Below are 20,685 nucleotides of genomic sequence, written 5' to 3'. Positions count from 1 at the left end.
ACACAATGGCCAAGTGTCGGATAGGAACGGCAAAATTTTTTGCACTTCTATTGCTTCTTTATCACACATAAGCAAAGTCCCAGGGCATGAAGCAGCTCATGGCAGGCGGTGGCGTGGCGCTCATCGGCATCACCCTCGTTCCCCTGCTCACCGGACTGTTCGGCTAATTCCACACAAAAATCCTGCGCGGCATCCGCCCTTCGGGGCGGGTGCTGCGGGAAAGGAGGGTAAAGCCCATTGGATTTGATATGGGAAAAATTCACGGAATGGCTGAAGGAAATGCTCGTCAGCGGCATCATGGATAATGTCAACGGCATGTTCAACTATGTGAACGGCAGAGTGGCGGAGATCGCCGGACAGGTGGGCGCTACTCCTCAAGGCTGGAACAGCGGCATCTACAACATGATCCGAACGCTCTCGGACAACGTGATCCTGCCGATTGCCGGCGTTATCCTCGCCTTTGTCATGACGCTGGAGCTCATTCAGCTCATAACGGAAAAGAACAATCTGCACGACGTGGACACATGGATGTTCTTCAAATGGATATTCAAGACTGCCTGCGCCGTGCTCATCGTAACAAACACATGGAACATCGTGATGGGCGTATTTGAAGTCGCCCAGAGCGTGGTAAACAGCGCGTCAGGCATCATCATATCCGACACGTCGCTGGCGCTCTCGGACAACATCGCAAGCTTTGAAGCAAGGCTCATGGAAATGGAGCCCTGGCCGCTTCTGGGACTGTGGCTGCAATCCTTTATCGTGAGCCTCGGCATGTGGGTCATGGGTATCTGCATCTTCCTCATCTGCTACGGCAGGATGATTGAGATATACTGCGTGACCTCCATAGCGCCGATCCCCATGGCGACCATGGTAAACCGCGAATGGGGACAGACGGGTCAGAACTACCTGCGCAGCCTGTTCGCCCTCGGTTTTCAGGGCTTTCTCATCATCGTCTGCGTGGCGATCTATGCGGTGCTGGTTCAGAACATTGTGGCGGAGCCAGATATGACGGCGGCGATCTGGACTTGTATGGGATATACGGTGCTGCTGTGCTTCACGCTGTTCAAAACGGGCAGTCTTGCAAAGAGCCTGTTCAATGCCCACTGACGGAGGTGATGAAGTTTGGCATACGTTCCCGTACCCAAGGACTTGAACGCGGTGAAAACCAAGGTCATGTTCAACCTGACAAAAAGACAACTGCTGTGTTTCGGAGGCGGCGCGCTTGTGGGCGTACCGCTTTTCTTTTTGCTCAAGGGCAGCGCCGGTTCCAGCGCGGCGGCGATCTGCATGATCCTCGTCATGCTCCCGTTCTTCCTGCTGGCCATGTATGAGAAAAACGGTCAGCCCCTTGAGAAGATCGTCGGGAATATCCTGAAGGTCTGTTTCCTGCGGCCGAAGCAGCGACCGTATATGACGAACAACTTTTATGACCTGCTGAAACGGCAGGAAAATCTGGATAAGGAGGTATACGCCATTGTCCACAAACAAAGCACCCGCAAGAAAGCTCACAAGAGCCGAGCGAAAGGAGATCGCAGCGGCGATTGCACGGGCAAAAAATCAGGATAAGAAGAAAAAGTCCGCACAGGACAGCATCCCATTCCAGCGCATGTACCCGGACGGGGTCTGCCGTGTGACGGACAGCTACTACACCAAGACCGTTCAGTTTCAGGACATCAACTACCAGCTCAATCAGAACGAGGACAAGACCGCGATCTTTGACGGCTGGTGCGATTTCCTCAACTACTTCGACAGCTCCATCAGCTTCCAGCTTTCGTTCATCAATATGTCCGCCACAAGGGATACCTATGCCGAGCGCATCGCCATTCCCTTGCAGGGCGACAGCTTCGATAAGCTCCGCTCCGAATATACGGATATGCTGCAAGCCCAGCTTGCCAAGGGCAACAACGGTCTTATCAAGACGAAGTACCTGACCTTCGGCATCGAGGCGGACAACTTCAAGGCGGCAAAGCCGAGGCTGGAGCGCATCGAGACGGATATTCTCAATAACTTCAAAAAGCTCGGCGTATCGGCACAGCCCATGAACGGCATGGAACGCTTAAAGCTCATGCACGATATGCTCCACATGGACGAGCCGCAGCCCTTCCGCTTTTCCTGGGACTGGCTTGCCCCCTCCGGGCTTTCGGTCAAGGACTTCATCGCGCCGAGCTCCTTTGAGTTCAAGACCGGAAACAGCTTCGGCGTCGGCAGCAAGCTCGGCTGCGTGTCCTTTCTGCAAATCCTCGCGCCGGAGCTCAACGACCGTATGCTGGCGGACTTTCTGGATATGGAAAGCTCGCTCATTGTGAGTATGCACATCCAGTCCGTGGATCAGGTGAAAGCCATCAAGACTATCAAGCGCAAGATCACCGACCTTGACCGCATGAAGATGGACGAGCAGAAAAAGGCTGTCCGCGCAGGCTACGATATGGATATTATCCCGTCCGACCTTGCTACCTTCGGAACCGAGGCGAAGAAGCTCTTGCAGGAGCTGCAAAGCCGCAACGAGCGCATGTTCCTTCTGACCTTCCTTGTGGTGAACGTGGCGGACAACAAGCAGCGGCTTAGCAACAACGTCTTTCAGGCAAGCTCCATCGCGCAGAAGTACAACTGTCAGCTCACCAAGCTGGATTTTCAGCAGGAGGAGGGCTTCATGTCCGCGCTCCCGCTGGGATATAACCAGATCGAGATCAGGCGCGGGCTTACCACGTCCAGCGTCGCCATCTTCGTGCCGTTCACGACGCAGGAGCTTTTCCAGGACGGCAAGGAAGCCCTGTACTGCGGGCTCAACGCGCTCTCCAATAATCTCATCATGGTTGACCGCAAGCTCCTGAAAAACCCCAACGGTCTGATCCTGGGTACGCCCGGCTCCGGCAAGTCCTTCTCCGCAAAGCGCGAGATCGCAAACGTGTTCCTCGTCACCACGGACGATATTATCATCTGCGACCCCGAAGCGGAGTACGGGCCGCTGGTGGAGCACCTGCACGGTCAGGTGGTCAAAATCTCGCCTACCTCGACCGATTATCTGAACCCCATGGATTTGAACCTCAATTACAGCGACGATGAAAACCCGCTTTCTCTGAAATCGGACTTCATCCTGTCCCTGTGCGAGCTGATCGTGGGCGGCAAGGACGGCTTGCAGCCGGTGGAAAAGACCATCATCGACCGTTGTGTGCGCACCGTTTACCGGGAGTATCTCAATGACCCCGTGCCGGAGAAGATGCCGATTCTGGAGGACTTGTACAACGAGCTTCGCAGGCAGGACGAAAAGGAGGCGCAGTATATCGCAACGGCGCTGGAAATCTATGTCACCGGCTCCCTCAACGTGTTTAACCACCGCAGCAACGTGAATATCGAAAACCGCGTGGTCAGCTTCGATATCAAGGAGCTCGGAAAGCAGCTCAAGAAGATCGGAATGCTGGTGGTGCAGGACGCGGTATGGAACCGCGTAACGATCAACCGCGAACAGCGCAAGTCCACCCGCTACTATATCGACGAGATGCACCTGCTTCTCAAGGAGGAACAGACCGCCGCATATACCGTGGAGATTTGGAAGCGCTTCCGCAAATGGGGCGGAATCCCGACAGGGATCACCCAGAACGTCAAAGACCTGCTTTCCTCCCGCGAGGTGGAGAACATCTTTGAAAACTCCGACTATGTGTATATGCTCAACCAGGCGTCCGGCGACAGGCAGATTCTTGCCAAACAGCTCAATATTTCGCCCCATCAGCTCTCCTATGTGACGCAATCCGGCGAAGGCGAAGGACTGCTGTTCTATGGCAGTGTGATCCTGCCCTTTGTTGATCGCTTCCCGAAGGATATGGAGCTGTACAAGGTCATTACCACGAAGCTGTCTGAACAGACTGCCGGGAATTGAGGTGACTGCCTATGGCAAAGCGAACCCCAAGGCTGCAATTCACCGAAGAAGAACGCGCCGCGCCTGCGCTTGAAAAGGTCATCCGCAAGGCGGACAAGGCAGCGGATAAGCTGGAAAAGGCGGAAGCCAAAATCCCGAAAAAGACCGTAAAGGTGAAAGAGCGCGTTGTGGACGCCGAAACAGTCAAAGTCACGACGCGCCTTTTCTTTGAGGAGGTGGATAAGAAGCGCCCGCCCTCCAAGCTGTCCCATCTGGCGGAAAAAGCGCCGCTGGATACCGTCCGGGGCGCGGTTCACCGGAAGCTCAGAGAGGATAACGACGGAAACGCCGGTACAGAGGCGGCGAACACGCTGTCCCAAACCGCAGAGGGCGGCTACCGCGCCATAGAAACGGCGCATCGCTCTCATGCGGAGAAGCCCTACCGCAGAGCGGAAAAAGCGGAGGCGGCAGCGGATAGAGCAAACCTCCGAGCACTGAACAGGCAGTACGAACAGGAATACGGGAAGCCTACCAACCCGTATTCCAAATGGCAGCAGAAACGGGCGATCAAGAAGGAATACGCCGCCGCGAAAGCCGGAAACGGCGCGAAGAATACCGCGAAAGCGTCCGAGGCTACGGCGAAAGCCGCAAGACGCGCCGCCGAGGACACGAAAAAGGCAGGCTCCTTTATCGTGCGGCATAAAAAGGGCTTTCTCATTGTGGGCGGCATTGCCGCCGTGATCCTGCTCCTTATGACCGGCATATCTTCCTGCTCCACGCTCTTTCAGGGCGCGACCTCCGGCATCGTATCCTCCACCTATCCCTTGGAGGATGCGGATATGCTGGATGCGGAAGCCGCCTACTGCGGCATGGAGGCGGAGCTGCAAAGCTATCTTGATACCTACGAAAGCACCCACGACTATGACGAGTACCATTTCGACCTGGACGAAATCGAGCATGACCCCTATGTGCTGATCTCCATGATAACCGCTCTCAAAGGCGGCGAATGGAAGATAGACGAGGTGGGCGGCATTCTGGAAATGCTCTTTGAAAAGCAGTATATCCTCACCGAGCGCGTCACGACGGAGACAAGATACCGCACCGAGACACGGACGGGCACACGGTACGTCACGGACCCGGAGACTGGCGAGAGCTATTCAGAGGAATACGAATACGATGTGGAGGTTCCCTACACCTACTATATCTGCCATGTGGAGCTGGAGAACTTCAACCTCTCCCATGTGCCGATACACATCATGTCTCACGATCAGCTCTCCATGTACGCCGTGTATATGAGCACCCTCGGCAACCGTCCCGACCTGTTTGGGGATTCCGCGTATGTGAACCGCTATTACCACACCGAGTACGAAAAGTACGAGATACCCCCGGAAGCGCTGGCGGATGAACAGTTCGCCGCCGTTATCGCGGAGGCGGAAAAGTATCTCGGCTTCCCCTATGTGTGGGGCGGCAGCTCTCCGGCTACGTCCTTTGACTGCTCCGGTTTTGTTTCGTATGTCTACAACAACTGCGGGCTGCATTGGGATTTCGGAAGGCTCGGCGCGGAGGGGCTCAGAAGCATGAGCGCCTACGTCTCCCCGGCAAACGCAAAGCCCGGCGATCTGATCTTTTTTGAGAAGACCTACAATACCAGCGGCGCGTCCCATGTGGGCATCTATGTGGGCAACAATGTAATGTTGCACTGCGGCGACCCCATTCAGTACACATCAATCGACACAAGCTACTGGAGAAGCCATTTCCTCCAGTTCGGCAGACTGCCTTAATCACGCAAGAAGGAGGATATTATGAACCCGAGACTTGAAAAGCTTCGTCTGGAGCGCGAGAAAGTGTCAGAAAAGCTCGCTGCCATGAGCGCAAGGCTCAAGGCGCTGGACGAACAGATTTTGAAGCTGGAAAACACGGATATTATTGGGATCGTCCGTGAAAACGGCCTAACCATTGAACAGCTCGCCAAGCTGATGGCGATGCTGGACAAAAAGCCAACGGCGTCGCTTCCCGATGAATACAGAAGAACGGAGGAAATTGAAGATGAGGAATAAACTGCGTTTTATGGTTTTGACGATCATCGTCGTGCTCTGCATGACGGCATTTACCGTCCCGGCCTTTGCCGGAGGCGGCGATTACACGGACACGCAGACGGATGAATCCCACGTTGAGAATACGGCTGACAATACGCAGACCGTGACTGTAAATGTGGTGGAAAACGATGACGGAAGCCGCACCGTTACCATCGGGGATCAGAGCTGGACGCTTGCAGACGAGCCGGAAAGAAGCGGCAAGGTGGTCAACGTCAGTTCCTATCTCCATCTGCGCACCGGCCCCGGCACCGATTACAGCATCATCGGGCATCTTTTGAACGGTACAGAGGTCGAGGTGATCGGTGAGACGAACGGCTGGTATGAGGTCATTGCCCCGGAGAAAAGAGGTTATGTCTGCGGGAAATACCTTGAAGTTCTCGCCGCTGAGACGAACAGTACGGACGATATGGACGGACTGCTGAAAATCCTGCTGCAATACTATGCCGCCGAAGGAACAGCCTCCCCGCCGCTGACCCCGGACGGCAATCTGACGCTGGTAGATGATATTGGCTCCGTAAAAGGCGCGGGCAAGCAGTTCATCACCGTGGAAAGCAAGGCGGGAAACACCTTCTATCTCATTATTGACCGCGACAATGACGGCAATGAAAACGTCCATTTCCTTAACCAGGTGGATGAAGCCGACCTGATGGCGCTCACCGAGGACGGCGACGCGATTGTACCGACCTGCATCTGCACGGATAAATGCGAGGTTGGAGCCATCAATGCAAACTGCTCGGTCTGTCGTACCAATATGACGGAGTGCGGCGGCAAGGAAAAGGTCACGGAAAAGGAGCCCGATCCCGACGCCGAGCCTGCGGAGGACAAACCCGAAAAGAAGTCCGGCGGTTCCGGGATCATTGTGGTGGTTCTCCTGCTCCTGCTTGGCGGCGGTGCGCTCTACTGGTTCAAGCTCCGCAAGCCCAAGGCCAATACCAGGGGCAGCGATGATCTGGATGATTACGACTACGGCGAGGACGACGATGAGGACGCGGACTACGAGTTCGAGACCGAGGATGAGGACGACAGCGCGGCGGCGGACTCTGAGATTCATGACGAAAAGGAGTAACAGAATATGACGAATTACAGACTTGTGGTATGCGAAAAGCCCTCTGTGGCAAAGAGCATTGCAGCCGTCCTTGACGCAAAAAAGCGCGAGGACGGTTATCTTTTCGGAAACGGCTTCATCGTGTCCTGGTGCTTTGGGCATCTTGCGGAGCTTGCCGACGCGGACGCCTACGATGAAAAGTACGGCAAATGGAGGCGGGAGGATTTGCCCATCCTGCCCGAAGCGTGGCAGTACACCGTGGCGCGGGACAAAAAGAAACAGCTTGACCTTCTGCGCGCCCTTATGAACAGGGACGACGTTTCCGAGGTCATCAACGCCTGCGACGCGGGACGCGAGGGCGAGCTGATCTTCCGCACGGTCTACTGTCTGAACAAGTGCCGCAAGCCCATGAAGCGGCTCTGGATTTCCTCCATGGAGGACGCGGCGATCCTGTCCGGCTTTGAAAACCTGAAGGACGGCTCCGAATACGACAGTCTTTACGCCTCCGCGCTCTGCCGCAGTAAGGCGGACTGGCTGGTAGGCATCAACGCGACCCGCCTGTTCTCCGTGATGTATCACCGCACCCTGAACGTGGGGCGTGTGGTATCCCCCACGCTGGCGCTGCTTGTACGGCGCGAGGCGGAAATCAGTGCATTTCAGCCGGAGGCGTTCTACACCGTCCAGCTAGGCTTCGGGGACTTTTCCGCTGCCGGAGAGCGTATGAAGGACAAATCGGAGGCGCAGAAGCTTGCGGAAAGCTGCAAGAGACAGAGCGCGGCGGTAACGTCTGTTACGGAGACGGAAAAGACGGAGAAAGCCCCTGCGCTCTACGACCTGACCACCCTTCAGAGGGATGCGAACCGTCTGCTGGGCTATACCGCGCAGCAGACGCTGGATTATCTCCAGAGCCTCTATGAAAAGAAACTCTGCACCTATCCCCGTACCGACAGCCGCTTTCTGACCGACGATATGGAGGACAGCGTGAACTCCCTTGTCCTCTTAGCTGCTGGTATCTGTGGCACGGAGCCGCCGTCTGCGGTCATTTCTGCTCAGGTCTGCAACAGCAAAAAGGTCAGCGACCACCACGCCATTGTCCCTACCGTGGCAGGAGGCGAGGCAGATCTTGGCGCGCTCCCCGCAGGCGAGCGTGAAATCCTGCTCCTGCTCTCCCGCCAGGTGCTTATGGCAGTCAGCGAATCGTTCATCTACAAGGAAACCGTTGCAAAGATGGACTGCAATGGGAACGAGTTCACCGCCAAGGGCAAAGCTCTTGTCCGCCTGGGCTGGAGGGTCTTTGCCGAAAAGGAAAAGCAGGATAAAACCATTCCGGCGCTCTCCGAAGGGCAGGTTATTCCCGTATCCTCCTGTGAGGTAAAGGCGGGCAAGACTACGCCGCCCAAGCATTTCACGGAAGACCTGCTCCTGTCAGCTATGGAGACGGCGGGCAAAGAGGATATGCCGGAGGATGCGGAACGAAAGGGCATCGGCACACCCGCCACCCGCGCGGGAATCATTGAAAAGCTCATTTCCGCAGGCTTTGCGGAACGAAAGAGCGCAAAGAAGGCTGTGCATCTGATCCCCTCCGCCGCAGGCGTGTCCCTTATCACCGTACTTCCCGAACAGCTCCAGTCTCCGCTGCTCACCGCTGAATGGGAACACCGGCTGAAAGAGATCGAACGCGGCGAAACGGACGCGGATGCGTTTCTTGCCGGTATCGGAGAGCTGGTATCTTCCCTTGTGAGAGAGTGTGTGCCCGTGGAGGGTGCGGAAACGCTTTTTCCTTCGGGCAGACCCGTGGTCGGGAAATGCCCCCGCTGCGGCGCGGATGTCACGGAGAGCAAGAACGGCTATTTCTGCGAAAGAAGAAGCTGCAAGTTCGGGCTGTGGAGGGATAACCGCTTCCTCACCGCCAAGAAGATCAGCCTGACAAAGAAGATGGCGTCCTCGCTTCTTGCGGACGGACGCACCTACGCCAGCGGTATCTACTCGGAGAAAACCGGCAAGACCTACGATGCGTTCATCGTATTGGAGGACGACGGCACGAAAAGCAGCTATCGGCTTGAGTTCGGCAAGTAAGATAAAAAGATGTACCGGAAGCTGCGGAGCATAATCTTCGCAGCTTCCTTTCATAAGGAGGACACAAGATATGAGCACAGTCATTACACTCGGAATCCTGTTCGTCATGAAGGTGCTGGACAACGCGATCAGCACGGCAAAAACGATTTTCATTCAGCGGAATCGGTGGTTATTCGCGGCAGCCGCCGTTGTAGTCTCCGATTTCATCTATTTCTGGATCACAAAGCGTATCGTGACCTCGGACAGCGTATGGGCTATCGCTGCGGTTGCCGTTGCGGGCGGCGTAGGCTGTGCGCTGGCCTGTCTGACGGGACAGAAGCTGTCCAGAGACCGCATATTTGTAAACGTCATCATGTGCGATGACAGAGAGGCTATGCAGGCGTTTCGGGATTTCCTCGCCGGGCACCATATCACCAACGTCTGCCATGACAGCTATTCCCGCGACTGGAACCGAAAAACGATCACCGTTACCGCCTATGCGGAAACGAGGGCGGAAAGCAGTCTGATAGATCACTATATCGAAAACAGCTCGATGAAATTCAAGAGGATCACGCAGAAGCTTTGAATGACCCATAGACCGGAGAAAGGAGCACGTTATGCCCGAAAAGCAAACAAACAAGGAACGATTGAAAGACATCACCGACAGCATAGAGACCGGCATAAAAGAGCTGTTTGAAAGCGACAAGTACAAGCAGTATCTCTCCACCATGAGCCGCTTTCACAAGTACAGCGTCAACAATCAGATGCTGATCTATATGCAGCGCCCCGACGCCATCCATGTGGCTGGCTTCAACAAGTGGCGCGACCAGTTCGGCAGAAACGTCATGAAGGGCGAAAGAGGCATCAAGATCATCGCGCCGACGCCCTTCAAAAAGAAGATCGAGCAGGAAAAACTCGACCCGGATACCAAGCTCCCCATAAAAGACGAAAACGGGAACGCTGTCATGGAGGAAAAAACAATACAAATCCCCATGTACAAGCCGGTTGTGGTATTCGATGTGAAGCAGACAGCCGGAAAGCCCTTGCCGCAGCTTGCGGCGAACCTCACCGGAGATGTGCAGAACTACGAGGTGTTCATGGAGGCGCTGAAGCGCTCCGCGCCGGTTCCCATCGTCTTTGAGAAGATGGCGGAGAATATGGACGGCTACTTTTCTTTGGACGATCAGCGCATCGCTGTCCGCGAGGGCATGAGCGAGGTGCAGACAGTCTGCGCTGCCGTCCATGAGATCGCCCACTCCAAGCTCCACAACAAGGACGAGATCGGAGAGAAATATCAGGGTATCGAACTGTTCGATAAACCCGCCCTGTTCTCCAATGGGAGAATCGACCGCGACAAGCTGCCGGAGGGACTGTACTGCTACGACCTGCGCGGCTCCGACTACGACCCCGGTATGCCCGTGACCATCGAGGAGCACGTCACGGTGAACCATGCGGCGTCTGTCATTACCGCAGAGCCCATTGATCTGACGGAGCAGGGCTTCCTTCATCTCGGAGAGGACGGCCTGAACTTCACGGGCGATGAAAAGACGGTCAAGGAGTTTCATCATGCGGCGTTCCCCGAAACGGCAAAGCGCTCCCGTGCCACCGAGGAAATACAGGCGGAAAGCATTTCCTTTGCCGTCTGCGCCTATTACGGTATCGAGACCGGCGAGAACAGCTTCGGGTATCTTGCGACCTGGGCAAAGGACAAGGAGTTGACCGAGCTTCGCGCTTCGCTGGAGACTATCAACAAGACAGCATCCTCGCTCATAACGGATATTGACCGCAATTACGCAGAAATCATGAAGGAGCGCGGACTGGATAAGGAAGCGGAAAGCCTTGCCGCCGAACCCGTGCAGGAGATCGCCGTACAGGAATCGGAGCCCATGAAAGCCCCGGACAACGGGGATGTGCCCGATCCGGCAATCTCCGTGGAGAGCATGAACGCCTACGGCTATACCGACGCCAATATGCTGCCCTTGACCAAGGAAAGAGCCCTGGAGCTTATGGAGCGCGATGTTACCGTGTATATGCTCCATACGGACAACACGGAGGCGATGGCGTTTGACGCGGACGAAATCCGCAGCTTTGACGGCATCTTCGGCATAGAAGCATCCGAGTGGGAAACGGTCAAAGACCGCTTTGCCCCCGCGCAGGACTATGAGGCGGCGTTCCTCAATAATCCCGCCGATGCCTATGCGATCTACCAGCTCAGAGACGGCGAGGATACGGCCATGCTCCGCTTTATGGACTCCGCGTATCTGGAGCAGAAAGGGCTTGCCATCGAGCGTGACAATTACACGGCTGTCTACGCCGGAGAGCTGAAAATTCCCGGCGATACGCAGGATAAGCTGAACGGTCTGTACCAGACCTTCAACACCGACCACCCGGAGGACTTCCGCGGTCACAGTCTGTCCGTCAGTGACATCGTGGCGCTGCGTCAGGACGGCGTGGTATCCTGTCACTACGTTGATTCGCGGGGCTTCAAGGAATTGCCGGGATTTCTCCAGCCGGAGAACTACCTCAAGAACGCGGAAATGGCTGTGGAAGATGATTACGGCATGATCGACGGCATCGTGAACAACGGGCCGAAGCAGACCTCCGCAGAGATCGAAGCGGACGCCATGTCCGGAAAGCCGGTATCTCTTCTCTCCTATGTGGAGGCGGTACGGCGCGAGCAGCAGGAACAGAAGGAAGCGCCGAAGCCGGAAAAGAAACCGTCCGTTCTGGCCAAGCTCCAGGCTCCGGTCAGCGAACCGAAAAAGACAGCACGTTCAAAAAGTGCGGAAAGGGAGATATGATGATGGACTTTACCAACGATGAACTGAATCTCATGTGCATTTATCAGAGAGACACACGAAAGGAGCTGATAGCCGCCCTCACCGAGATGCGCGGCTATCTGGACGCGGATGAAGCGGAGCTTCGGGAGCTGACCAACAGCGCCATCGGCAAGCTGGAAGCGATCACGGACGAACAGTTTGCGGAGCTGGAGCTTGTTCCGGACTTTGATCCGGACGAATAAGGCTACTGCCGCGTTTATCAACTGCGCCCCATTTCTTGAAAAAGATTTGGGGCGCGCATTTTTTATGAAGGAGGAAACCCATGCCAAGCAAATTGCAATCGTATATGCAGATGGCAGACGAAGCGCAGCGGCAGATCACCGGAAGCTTACAGGGCTGGACGAGCTTTCTTTCCACCGCCGCACGGCTGTATAAGTACCCGTATGCCGAGCAGGTCATGATCCACGCCCAGCGACCGGACGCCACCGCCTGCGCGGAGTATGACTTCTGGAACGAGAAGATGGGAAGATATGTCCGGCGCGGCTCCAAGGGCATCGCCCTCATCGACAACAGCGGCGAAAGACCGAGGCTGCGCTATGTGTTTGATGTATCTGACACGGGACGAACCGAACGCGGAAGAAGCCCGTATCTCTGGGAGTTGCGCGAGGAACACAAGGACGCAGTATCCGCCATGCTGGAAAACCGTTACGACGTGGACGGTGCAGACGGACTTGCCGATCAGCTTGAACACATCGCCGCCCAGCTTGCGGATGAATATTGGAATGACTACCAGCGTGACATCCTCGCCATCGTTGACGATTCTTTTCTCTATGGCTATGATGATTTCAACGTAGGCGTCGCTTTTCGCAGCGCCGCTACCGTCAGCATCACCTATTCGCTCATGTCCCGATGCGGCCTTGACCCGGAGAACCACTTTGAACACGAGGATTTCCTGAATATCTTCGACTTCAACACCCCGGAAGCTGCCGCTGAGCTGGGTACGGCGGTAAGCAGGATCAGCGGACAGGTGCTGCGTGAGATCGAAGTCACCATCAAAAATTATGAGCGCGAGAAAATCGCGGAAAGGAGCCAAAGCCATGACAGAACTGACCTACACGAAGAACGGGGATTATCTGATTCCCGACCTGACGCTGACCGAGACGGAGGAAGCGAGACCGCTGGGCAAGTACGGGAGACTGCGCAGGAGCTACCTTCAGGAGCACAGACCGGGACTGTACAGCCGTCTGAGCCTGTCGGAGAAGCTGTTCCCGCACCTGCGGGAGATCGACGAGACAGCGAACCGGAGGCTGGAGCAGATTATGCCGGAGCTGATGAAGCAAAACGGCGTGACGGAAGAACTGAAAGCTCAGGATCAGATGAAATGGGTGGGCCTGATGAACAACCTGAAAGCGCAGGCGGAGGAAACGATCCTCAACGAGCTGGTGTACAACTGACAGCGGACGCGCCGGAGCCCGAACCGGCGCAAGCACCGCAGGCATACCAAATGAGCCTGTTCCCCTCGGAGGATGAACAAATCGCATGGATCACTCAAGCGGAGAGCTACACGCCCTCCGCTTTTTCTACGTTTGTCATGCAGGAGGATGTTGACCATATCCTCCGCATGGAGGGCAACGCAGACCATGCCCGCATGATGATTGCGACCGAGTTTTCAAAGGGCAAAAGTAGCGAGGAGATGGCGGAGTTCCTGAAAAACACCTTCCACGGCGGTAACGGCATTGTCACCGACAACGGGCGGTATTCCGTGTGGTATGCCGAGGACGGCATCCACATCGCCACTGGCGACGCTTCCCGCTATCTGTTCTACGCAAAGGTCGTTAGCTGGCAGGAAGCCGCAGAGCGTATCGGGCAGCTTCTGGAACATGGCGAATATGCCACCAATGTGGAGCTTGCCGAAGCGCCGGGGCATGAGCGCATGGAGCTTGCGAAGTCCCTTTGGTATCTGCGCGGCGATCTCAGCGAGGAAGCCAGTAAACAGGGCTATCTCTCCTGCCTGGACGAATACCGAAATGGCGGGTTCCCCGACGCCACCGCCCGTCTTTCGGAAGCCTTGAAGGATGCAGCGTTTTACCAGACGCTGAAGGATGAGTTTACCGCGTTCTCCGCCGCCTATTCTCAGGACAAAAGCCTCATGCGCTTCCGCTTCCATAATCAGCAGAAGATTTGGACGCAGCTCAGCGAGCTTCCGCTGGAACGCAGAGAATACCATTCGGATATGGCGGAGATCCCATCTGTCGGAAGATTTATCACCGAAGATGAAATCTCTGCCTCGCTGACCCGTGGAAGCGGCATTGACGGCGGAAAGGGGCGTATCTACGCCTATTTCACAGAAAAGCACAGCTCCAAGGAACAGGTGGACTTCCTGAAGAAAGAATACGGCATTGGCGGCAGCTCCCATGCGGTATCCGGTGCGACGCACAGCGGTGAGGATCACAGCGGAAAAGGCATCGTCCTGAAAAAGCAGGACTGCTCGGATGTGCAGATGAACTGGGCGAATGTCGCCAAGCGCATCTCCGAGCTGATCCGAAAAGACCGCTTTCTGACTCCGGAGGAAAAGACGCAGTACGAAGCGCTTCAGCGGCAGAATACGGAGCGAAATGCGGGCTGGAACGAGTACAACGCCGTAAAGGAAGCGCATCCCGACGATATGGTGCTGTATCAGGTGGGCGATTTCTTTGAGATGTACGACGAGGACGCGAGAGCGGCGGCAGAGCTGCTTGATCTGCATCTGACTACCCGGAACATCCCGGATGCGGGGCGTGTAGCCATGTGCGGCATCCCTTCAAACCGTCTGGAGCAGTATGTGGAAGACCTGCGAGATAAATACGATGTGACCATCTCCGCAATGGACGAAAACAGCCAGGAGCGCCGCGCCTATACCATGCTCTCCATCGACCATGAAGCGGAGCGGGCAACCGATGCGTATGAAGCGGAGTTCGGCGCGGATGGTTATCGCGCCTTCCCCGGAAACAGACCGGAGGAAGAACCCGATGCTCTCAATGTGCAGGCGCAGCTTAATAAGTACCTCCCCATCGTGAAGGATGCTGTCGAGCAGGATGCTCGTTACCGCAACGCCTGCGGTTATCCTGACCGGGAAAACGCCGCCATCGAGTGCAATGCCGCCGTGCGCCGCGCTGTTCTTAATTCCAATGATATGGAGCTGATCCGCTCATTCTCGGATATGCCGGAGTTTCGGGAGAGGCTTCATCAGGAAACCTTTGAAGGCACCTATGAACGGCTCTACGAGTTTCTGCGTCCGCTTTCTCAGGACGATATAGACGACGCGCTCCGTGCGTGGAACGGAGATATTAAGAGCAAGCACGCGGTCGTCCGGTATATGCGCGATCACGCCCGCGACAAGGACACCGCCGCATGGCTCTCCCGTGAATACGGCGGGGATGAAAGCAAGAACCTCTTTATCAGCCGCGCAGGAAACCCGGATATTGTGGAGCTGACCTGGGCAAAGGTGCAGAGGCGAATCTCCCAGCTCATTGAAGCGGACGATTTCTATACCGACCGGGAGCGTGACAATCTGGATGACGTCGATCCCATCGCCATCCGCGAGGCGCTTGCCCAGCGCGGCATCGTGAACGGAGAGCTTGTCGATCCGGCAGCGCTTGACCGTGACCCGTTCATTCAGCAGGTAACGGCTGACGCAGAGCGCATCGCACAGGAGGAACAGGAACCGGCGCTTGAACGGGCAAAAAGCCTCATAAATGACTTCTGCCAAAGCGAGTACGGGGACGACGCGGATTTCAGCGACCTCACAAAGATCGGCATCGCCTATACCACCGTCACCGACGACGAGATTCCCGTTCAGGTGAATATCGACCTTGTGAATTACCGTCTGGAACGGTATCTGGATGACGAGCACCTGGAAACCCGGCAGTACGGCTCTATGCAGGAGCTTATCGCAAACGAGCTTGAAAGTCTGGATTTCAGCGATCTGGTCTATGTTTCCGACGAGGAGGTTGAGCAGTACCGCTTCCATGAACCGGCTGCGGAAGCTGCACCAGAAACGCCTTTCCCGTATGCCGTGGGCGATACGGTATATCTGGAGGACGGCAAGCCGTTCATCATCGAGCGCATCGGAACCTTCGATATTTCCCTGCGTGACCCGACGCTTTTCTATCCCATCTTCCGTGCGGAGAGCAAGGAGAGCTTTGAACGGCTCATGGAACGCTTTCCCCAGCCGGAGAAAGCCGCGCAGGAGTCTGCGACGGAGGAAGCGGAAACGGCTCCCGGCTATCACACCGAGACCGAGGCTGTCTATCCGGCAGAGGAAACCCGTCTTCCGTATGATGTGGTCATTCAGACGCTGCATATCGACGAGCCGGAACCGCCTGCGCAGAACTTCCGTATCACGGACGACGATCTGGGAGTTGGTGGCGCAAAAGCCAAGTTCCGCATGAATATGGACGCGATCAATCTCCTGAAAGAGCTGGAATTTGACGGCAGACAGGCAACGCCCGAACAGCAGGAGGTGCTTTCCCGCTATGTGGGCTGGGGCGGTCTTGCAGACGCTTTCGACGAGACCAAGGAAAACTGGAAAAACGAGTTTGCCGAGCTGTATGCCACGCTCTCCCCGGAAGAATACGCCGCCGCAAGAGCCTCTACTCTAAACGCCCATTACACAAGCCCCACGGTCATTCGTGCCATCTATGACGCAGTGGAGAACATGGGCTTTCAGACGGGCAATATCTTAGAGCCGTCCATGGGCGTCGGCAACTTCTTCGGTATGCTACCGGAGAGCATGGCTTCAAGCAAGCTCTACGGCGTGGAGCTGGACAGCCTGACAGGGCGCATCGCAAAGAAGCTCTATCCCAAAGCCGACATCACCGTTGCGGGCTTTGAAACCACAGACAGAAAGGACTTCTTCGATCTTGCTGTCGGCAATGTGCCCTTCGGACAGTATCAGGTAAATGACCGGGCTTTTGACAAGCTCGGTTTTTCCATTCATAACTACTTTTTTGCCAAAGCGCTCGATCAGGTGCGTCCGGGCGGCGTGGTGGCGTTCGTCACCTCCCGCTATACCATGGACGCAAAGGACAGCGCCGCAAGAAAATATATCGCCCAGAGAGCGGACTTCCTCGGCGCGATCCGCCTTCCGAACAACGCTTTCAAGGCAAACGCGGGAACTGAGGTCGTCAGCGACATCATCTTCCTGCAAAAGCGTGACCGGCCCATCGAGATAGAGCCCGATTGGGTACACCTCGGTGAGAATGCGGACGGCTTCGCCATCAACAGCTACTTTGTGGATCATCCCGAAATGGTGATGGGGCGGCAGGCCTCGGAGAGTACGCAGTACGGAAAACAGGATTTCACCGTAGAGCCGTATGAAGGTCTCGACCTCGGAGAGCAGCTCAGCAACGCCATACGGAATATCCGAGGCACCTATACGGAGGCAGAGCTGCCTGATCTGGGCGAAGACGAAGCAATTACAGATTCCATCCCCGCAGACCCGGACGTGAAAAACTTCTCCTACACCATCGTGGACGGAGAGGTTTACTACCGCCAGAACAGCATTATGACAAAGCCTGACTTAAACGCCACCGCCAAGGAGCGCGCAAAGGGCATGGTGGAGCTTCGGGACTGTGTGCAGAAGCTGATCGGTCAGCAGATGGACGGCTTTATCTCGGATGATGCGATACGGCAGACGCAGGCGGAGCTGAACGAGCTCTATGACAGCTTCACGGCAAAATACGGGCTCATCAACTCCCGCGCCAACGCCCTCGCCTTTGCCGATGACAGCTCCTATTACCTGCTCTGCTCTCTGGAAGAGCTGGACGAAGACAAGAACTTAAAGCGCAAGGCGGATATGTTCACCAAACGCACCATCAAGGCGCATGAGGTCGTGACGAGCGTGGATACCGCTTCGGAGGCGCTGGCGCTCTCTATCTCCGAAAAAGCCGGTGTGGATATGGAATATATGTCACAGCTCACCGGAAAGGATGAAGAATCCCTGTCCTCAGAGCTTCGCGGCGTGATCTTCCGCAATCCCGAAAACAGGCAGTGGGAAACGGCGGACGAATACCTCTCGGGCAATGTCCGTGAAAAGCTGCGTATCGCGCAGTCGGCGCAGAACATGCAGGAAGGCGATTATGCTGACAACGTGGAGGCGCTGAAAGCTGCACAGCCCAAGGATTTGGACGCTTCGGAGATTGAGATACGCCTCGGCGCAACATGGATCGACCCGGAATATATCCGGGAATTCATGTGGGAGACCTTTGAGACCCCGTTCTACCAGCGGAACATGATCGACGTGAACTATTCCACCTATACGGCGGAATGGAACATCAAGAACAAGAGCGCGGTCAGCTATAACAATATCGCCGCGTATATGACCTACGGCACGGAACGGGCAAACGCCTACAAGATTCTGGAAGACACCTTGAACCTCCGGGATGTGCGTATCTATGACACCAAGTACGATGCGGACGGCAAAGAACGCCGTGTGCTCAACAGCAAGGAAACGACGCTTGCACAGCAGAAACAGCAGGCCATCAAGGACGCCTTCCGCGACTGGATATGGAAAGACCCGGACAGGCGGCACGCGCTGGTCACGCGCTACAACGAGCTGTTCAACTCCACCCGTCCCCGCGAGTATGACGGGAGCCATATCACCTTTACCGGCATGAACCCAGAAATCCGGCTGCGGGAGCATCAGCTAAACGCCGTCGCTCATGTGCTTTACGGCGGCAACACGCTCCTTGCACACGAAGTGGGCGCGGGCAAGACCTTTGAAATGGTCGCCGCCGCCATGGAATCCAAGCGTCTCGGTCTCTGTCATAAATCCCTCTTTGTCGTCCCGAACCACCTGACGGAACAGTGGTCGAGCGAGTTTTTGCGGCTGTATCCCTCGGCAAATATCCTCGTCGCTACGAAAAAGGACTTTGAGCCGAAGAACCGCAAGAAGTTCTGCGCCCGCATCGCCACGGGCGAATACGACGCCGTAATCATCGGACACAGCCAGTTTGAAAAGATACCCGTATCCATGGAGCGGCAGCAGCGGCTTCTGGAAGAACAAATCAATGAGGTGGAGGAAGGTCTGCGCGAGCTGAAGGAGCAGCGGGCCGAGCGGTTCACGATCAAGTCTTTGGAGCGCACGAAGCGCGGGCTGGAAACGAAGCTCAAAAAGCTTCAGGACAGCTCCCGCAAGGATGACGTCGTTACCTTTGAACAGCTCGGCGTAGACCGCCTGTATGTGGACGAGGCGCACCATTACAAAAACCTTTTCCTCTATACCAAGATGCGGAACGTGGCGGGACTTTCCACTACCGATGCGCAGAAATCCTCGGATATGCTGCTCAAATGCCGGTATATCGACGAGATCACCGACAGCAAGGGCGTGGTCTTCGCTACCGGCACACCCGTCAGCAACAGCATGACGGAGCTCTACACCATGATGAGATACCTTCAGCATGATGATATCCGCAGAAAAGGTCTTGCCCACTTCGACTGTTGGGCTTCGACCTTCGGAGAGACGCAGACAGCCATCGAGCTTGCGCCGGAGGGCACCGGCTATCGCGCACGGACGCGCTTCGCCAAGTTCTTCAATCTTCCGGAGCTGATGACCCTGTTCAAAGAGGTGGCGGATATAAAGACCTCCGATCAGCTCAATCTCCCGACGCCTACGCCCATCTATCACAATGAGGTGGCGCAGCCCACAGAAATCCAAAAGGAAATGGTGCAGGAGCTCTCGGAACGCGCCGCCAGGGTACACGCACAGCTTGTAGACCCAAGCACCGACAATATGCTGAAGATAACGTCGGACGGGCGCAAGCTGGGGCTTGACCAGCGCATTATTAATCCCGACCTGCCGGACGATCCGAACAGCAAGGTCAATATGTGCGTGAATAACATCGTGCAGATCTATGAGGACGGGAAAGCGGACAAGCTGACCCAGCTCGTGTTCTGCGACCTTTCGACGCCCAAAACCGCCCCCGCGCAGAGAGCCGCCAAGACAGCAGGCGGCAATCTGGACAGCCCTGAGATAAACGCTTTGGAGCGTCTCATCGACAGCGAGAATCCCGATGAGCCCGGCTTCACCGTCTATGACGATATTCGGGAAAAGCTGGTCGCTCGCGGTATTCCGAGAGAGGAAATCGCGTTTATCCACGAAGCGAACACCGAAGCGCGGAAGAAAGAGCTGTTCGCCAAGGTACGGAGCGGTCAGGTGCGTGTGCTCATGGGCTCCACCTTCAAAATGGGAGCCGGCATGAACGTCCAGGACAGGCTTGTGGCACTCCATGACCTCGACTGCCCGTGGCGTCCCGGAGATGTAGGACGGATTTTGCGGACATTCAAAATAAAAAAGAATGTGGAGGTAACAGACAATGGCAAAATCATTATTTGAGGAACTGGGCGGCAAATACGAAAGGCAAGGGGATTATTTGATACCGTGCTTAACTGTACCCGCCGAAGAAGAACAGGCAATAGGCATCTGGGGGCAACGGCATTTAGATTATCTAAAACAGTACCGTAAAGTTACATACACCAATCTTCTTACAAGCGGCAGGCTAAACGCCTACCTTGCCGACATCAACAGACAGGCACAGGAACGCTTTGAAAGGCTCATAGAGGGTATGAAACAGGCACAGGGCATAACGGAACAGCTAAAGGCAGAAAACGCCTTAGAATGGACAGGATGCCTCAATAACATAAGGGCTTGTGCGAGGGAGATTGTGGAAAAGGAAATTATTTTTGCATAAACAGATGATTAGTGGCAGGGGGAAATCCTGCCGCTTTTTCTGCTTTAGTTGCTAGCGTAAAATTTTATTCGGATTAAATGAAAAGAGGACACCACTTTGTGATAAAGTATTTATGGCTTGCAACCAA

The 20,685-nt window shown here is 55.7% G+C and carries 14 protein-coding genes and 1 pseudogene; 14 read left to right on the top strand and 1 reads right to left on the bottom strand.

Annotation, left to right across the window (positions count from 1 at the left end):
- Positions 1–71: 71 nt before the first annotated feature.
- The 11 genes and pseudogenes from GKG43_RS23790 to GKG43_RS21185 all read left to right on the top strand — a co-directional run.
- Positions 72–167, top strand: a pseudogene (locus tag GKG43_RS23790) (Maff2 family protein); the annotation flags it as partial.
- Between the two features lie 70 nt (positions 168–237).
- Positions 238–1,107 (top strand): VirB6/TrbL-like conjugal transfer protein, CD1112 family, encoded by an 870-nt coding sequence (locus tag GKG43_RS21230; RefSeq protein WP_129879863.1) that lies wholly within the window; start codon positions 238–240, stop codon positions 1,105–1,107.
- Positions 1,108–1,122: 15 nt separating this feature from the next.
- Entirely contained in the window at positions 1,123–1,566 is a 444-nt protein-coding gene (locus GKG43_RS21225) for a PrgI family protein (RefSeq protein WP_129879861.1), read from the top strand.
- Positions 1,475–3,874, top strand: coding sequence for a VirB4-like conjugal transfer ATPase, CD1110 family (locus GKG43_RS21220; RefSeq protein WP_129879859.1), 2,400 nt, complete (start codon positions 1,475–1,477; stop codon positions 3,872–3,874). The genes GKG43_RS21225 and GKG43_RS21220 overlap by 92 nt, the downstream gene beginning before the upstream one ends.
- Before the next feature lie 11 nt (positions 3,875–3,885).
- Positions 3,886–5,634 (top strand): C40 family peptidase, encoded by a 1,749-nt coding sequence (locus tag GKG43_RS21215; protein ID WP_129879857.1) that lies wholly within the window; start codon positions 3,886–3,888, stop codon positions 5,632–5,634.
- Between the two features lie 21 nt (positions 5,635–5,655).
- On the top strand, positions 5,656–5,910 hold the full coding sequence (locus GKG43_RS21210) for a DUF4315 family protein (RefSeq protein WP_129879855.1): 255 nt from the start codon (positions 5,656–5,658) through the stop codon (positions 5,908–5,910).
- Positions 5,900–7,015, top strand: coding sequence for a CD1107 family mobile element protein (locus tag GKG43_RS21205; RefSeq protein WP_173020135.1), 1,116 nt, complete (start codon positions 5,900–5,902; stop codon positions 7,013–7,015). Before GKG43_RS21210 ends, GKG43_RS21205 begins: the two co-directional genes overlap by 11 nt.
- A 6-nt stretch (positions 7,016–7,021) precedes the next feature.
- Entirely contained in the window at positions 7,022–9,070 is a 2,049-nt protein-coding gene (locus GKG43_RS21200) for a type IA DNA topoisomerase (RefSeq protein WP_129879851.1), read from the top strand.
- A 70-nt stretch (positions 9,071–9,140) separates the two neighbouring features.
- Entirely contained in the window at positions 9,141–9,635 is a 495-nt protein-coding gene (locus tag GKG43_RS21195; RefSeq protein ID WP_129879849.1) for a hypothetical protein, read from the top strand.
- A gap of 31 nt (positions 9,636–9,666) precedes the next feature.
- Positions 9,667–11,850, top strand: coding sequence for an LPD28 domain-containing protein (locus GKG43_RS21190; RefSeq protein ID WP_129879847.1), 2,184 nt, complete (start codon positions 9,667–9,669; stop codon positions 11,848–11,850).
- Positions 11,850–12,071, top strand: a complete 222-nt coding sequence (locus tag GKG43_RS21185) for a transposon-transfer assisting family protein (RefSeq protein ID WP_129879867.1) — start codon at positions 11,850–11,852, stop codon at positions 12,069–12,071. Before GKG43_RS21190 ends, GKG43_RS21185 begins: the two co-directional genes overlap by 1 nt.
- Before the next feature lie 146 nt (positions 12,072–12,217).
- Here GKG43_RS21185 and GKG43_RS23475 read toward each other — a convergent pair whose 3' ends face one another.
- Positions 12,218–12,928: a hypothetical protein gene (locus GKG43_RS23475; protein WP_129879845.1), complete on the bottom strand. Its 711-nt coding sequence runs from the start codon at positions 12,926–12,928 to the stop codon at positions 12,218–12,220.
- Here GKG43_RS23475 and GKG43_RS23470 point away from each other — a divergent pair.
- From GKG43_RS23470 to GKG43_RS21165, 3 genes are read left to right on the top strand one after another with little or no spacing between them, the layout of a single operon-like run.
- Positions 12,927–13,283 (top strand): TnpV protein, encoded by a 357-nt coding sequence (locus GKG43_RS23470; RefSeq protein WP_243125889.1) that lies wholly within the window; start codon positions 12,927–12,929, stop codon positions 13,281–13,283. The genes GKG43_RS23475 and GKG43_RS23470 overlap by 2 nt on opposite strands.
- Positions 13,211–20,203 (top strand): SNF2-related protein, encoded by a 6,993-nt coding sequence (locus GKG43_RS21170; RefSeq protein WP_129879843.1) that lies wholly within the window; start codon positions 13,211–13,213, stop codon positions 20,201–20,203. Before GKG43_RS23470 ends, GKG43_RS21170 begins: the two co-directional genes overlap by 73 nt.
- Positions 20,184–20,558, top strand: a complete 375-nt coding sequence (locus GKG43_RS21165) for a TnpV protein (RefSeq protein WP_001129922.1) — start codon at positions 20,184–20,186, stop codon at positions 20,556–20,558. The genes GKG43_RS21170 and GKG43_RS21165 overlap by 20 nt, the downstream gene beginning before the upstream one ends.
- Positions 20,559–20,685: the final 127 nt, after the last annotated feature.

Origin of the sequence: Eubacterium sp. BIOML-A2, from assembly GCF_009680135.1 — a bacterium.
Classification (GTDB): Bacteria; Bacillota; Clostridia; order Lachnospirales; family Lachnospiraceae; genus Faecalicatena; species Faecalicatena contortus_B.
The sequence above is the reverse complement of the archived record's forward strand: the minus strand, read 5'-3'. Positions and strand labels throughout refer to the sequence as shown.

Bases quoted from the DNA above. Each gene is read 5' to 3' on its own strand.
- GKG43_RS21215 (WP_129879857.1), top strand. From the start codon at position 3,886: ATGGCAAAGCGAACCCCAAGGCTGCAATTCACCGAAGAAGAACGCGCC.
- GKG43_RS21210 (WP_129879855.1), top strand. From the start codon at position 5,656: ATGAACCCGAGACTTGAAAAGCTTCGTCTGGAGCGCGAGAAAGTGTCA.
- GKG43_RS21205 (WP_173020135.1), top strand. From the start codon at position 5,900: ATGAGGAATAAACTGCGTTTTATGGTTTTGACGATCATCGTCGTGCTC.
- GKG43_RS21200 (WP_129879851.1), top strand. From the start codon at position 7,022: ATGACGAATTACAGACTTGTGGTATGCGAAAAGCCCTCTGTGGCAAAG.
- GKG43_RS21195 (WP_129879849.1), top strand. From the start codon at position 9,141: ATGAGCACAGTCATTACACTCGGAATCCTGTTCGTCATGAAGGTGCTG.
- GKG43_RS21190 (WP_129879847.1), top strand. From the start codon at position 9,667: ATGCCCGAAAAGCAAACAAACAAGGAACGATTGAAAGACATCACCGAC.
- GKG43_RS21185 (WP_129879867.1), top strand. From the start codon at position 11,850: ATGATGGACTTTACCAACGATGAACTGAATCTCATGTGCATTTATCAG.
- GKG43_RS23470 (WP_243125889.1), top strand. From the start codon at position 12,927: ATGACAGAACTGACCTACACGAAGAACGGGGATTATCTGATTCCCGAC.
- GKG43_RS23475 (WP_129879845.1), bottom strand. From the start codon at position 12,928: ATGGCTTTGGCTCCTTTCCGCGATTTTCTCGCGCTCATAATTTTTGAT.
- GKG43_RS21170 (WP_129879843.1), top strand. From the start codon at position 13,211: ATGGGTGGGCCTGATGAACAACCTGAAAGCGCAGGCGGAGGAAACGAT.
- GKG43_RS21165 (WP_001129922.1), top strand. From the start codon at position 20,184: ATGGCAAAATCATTATTTGAGGAACTGGGCGGCAAATACGAAAGGCAA.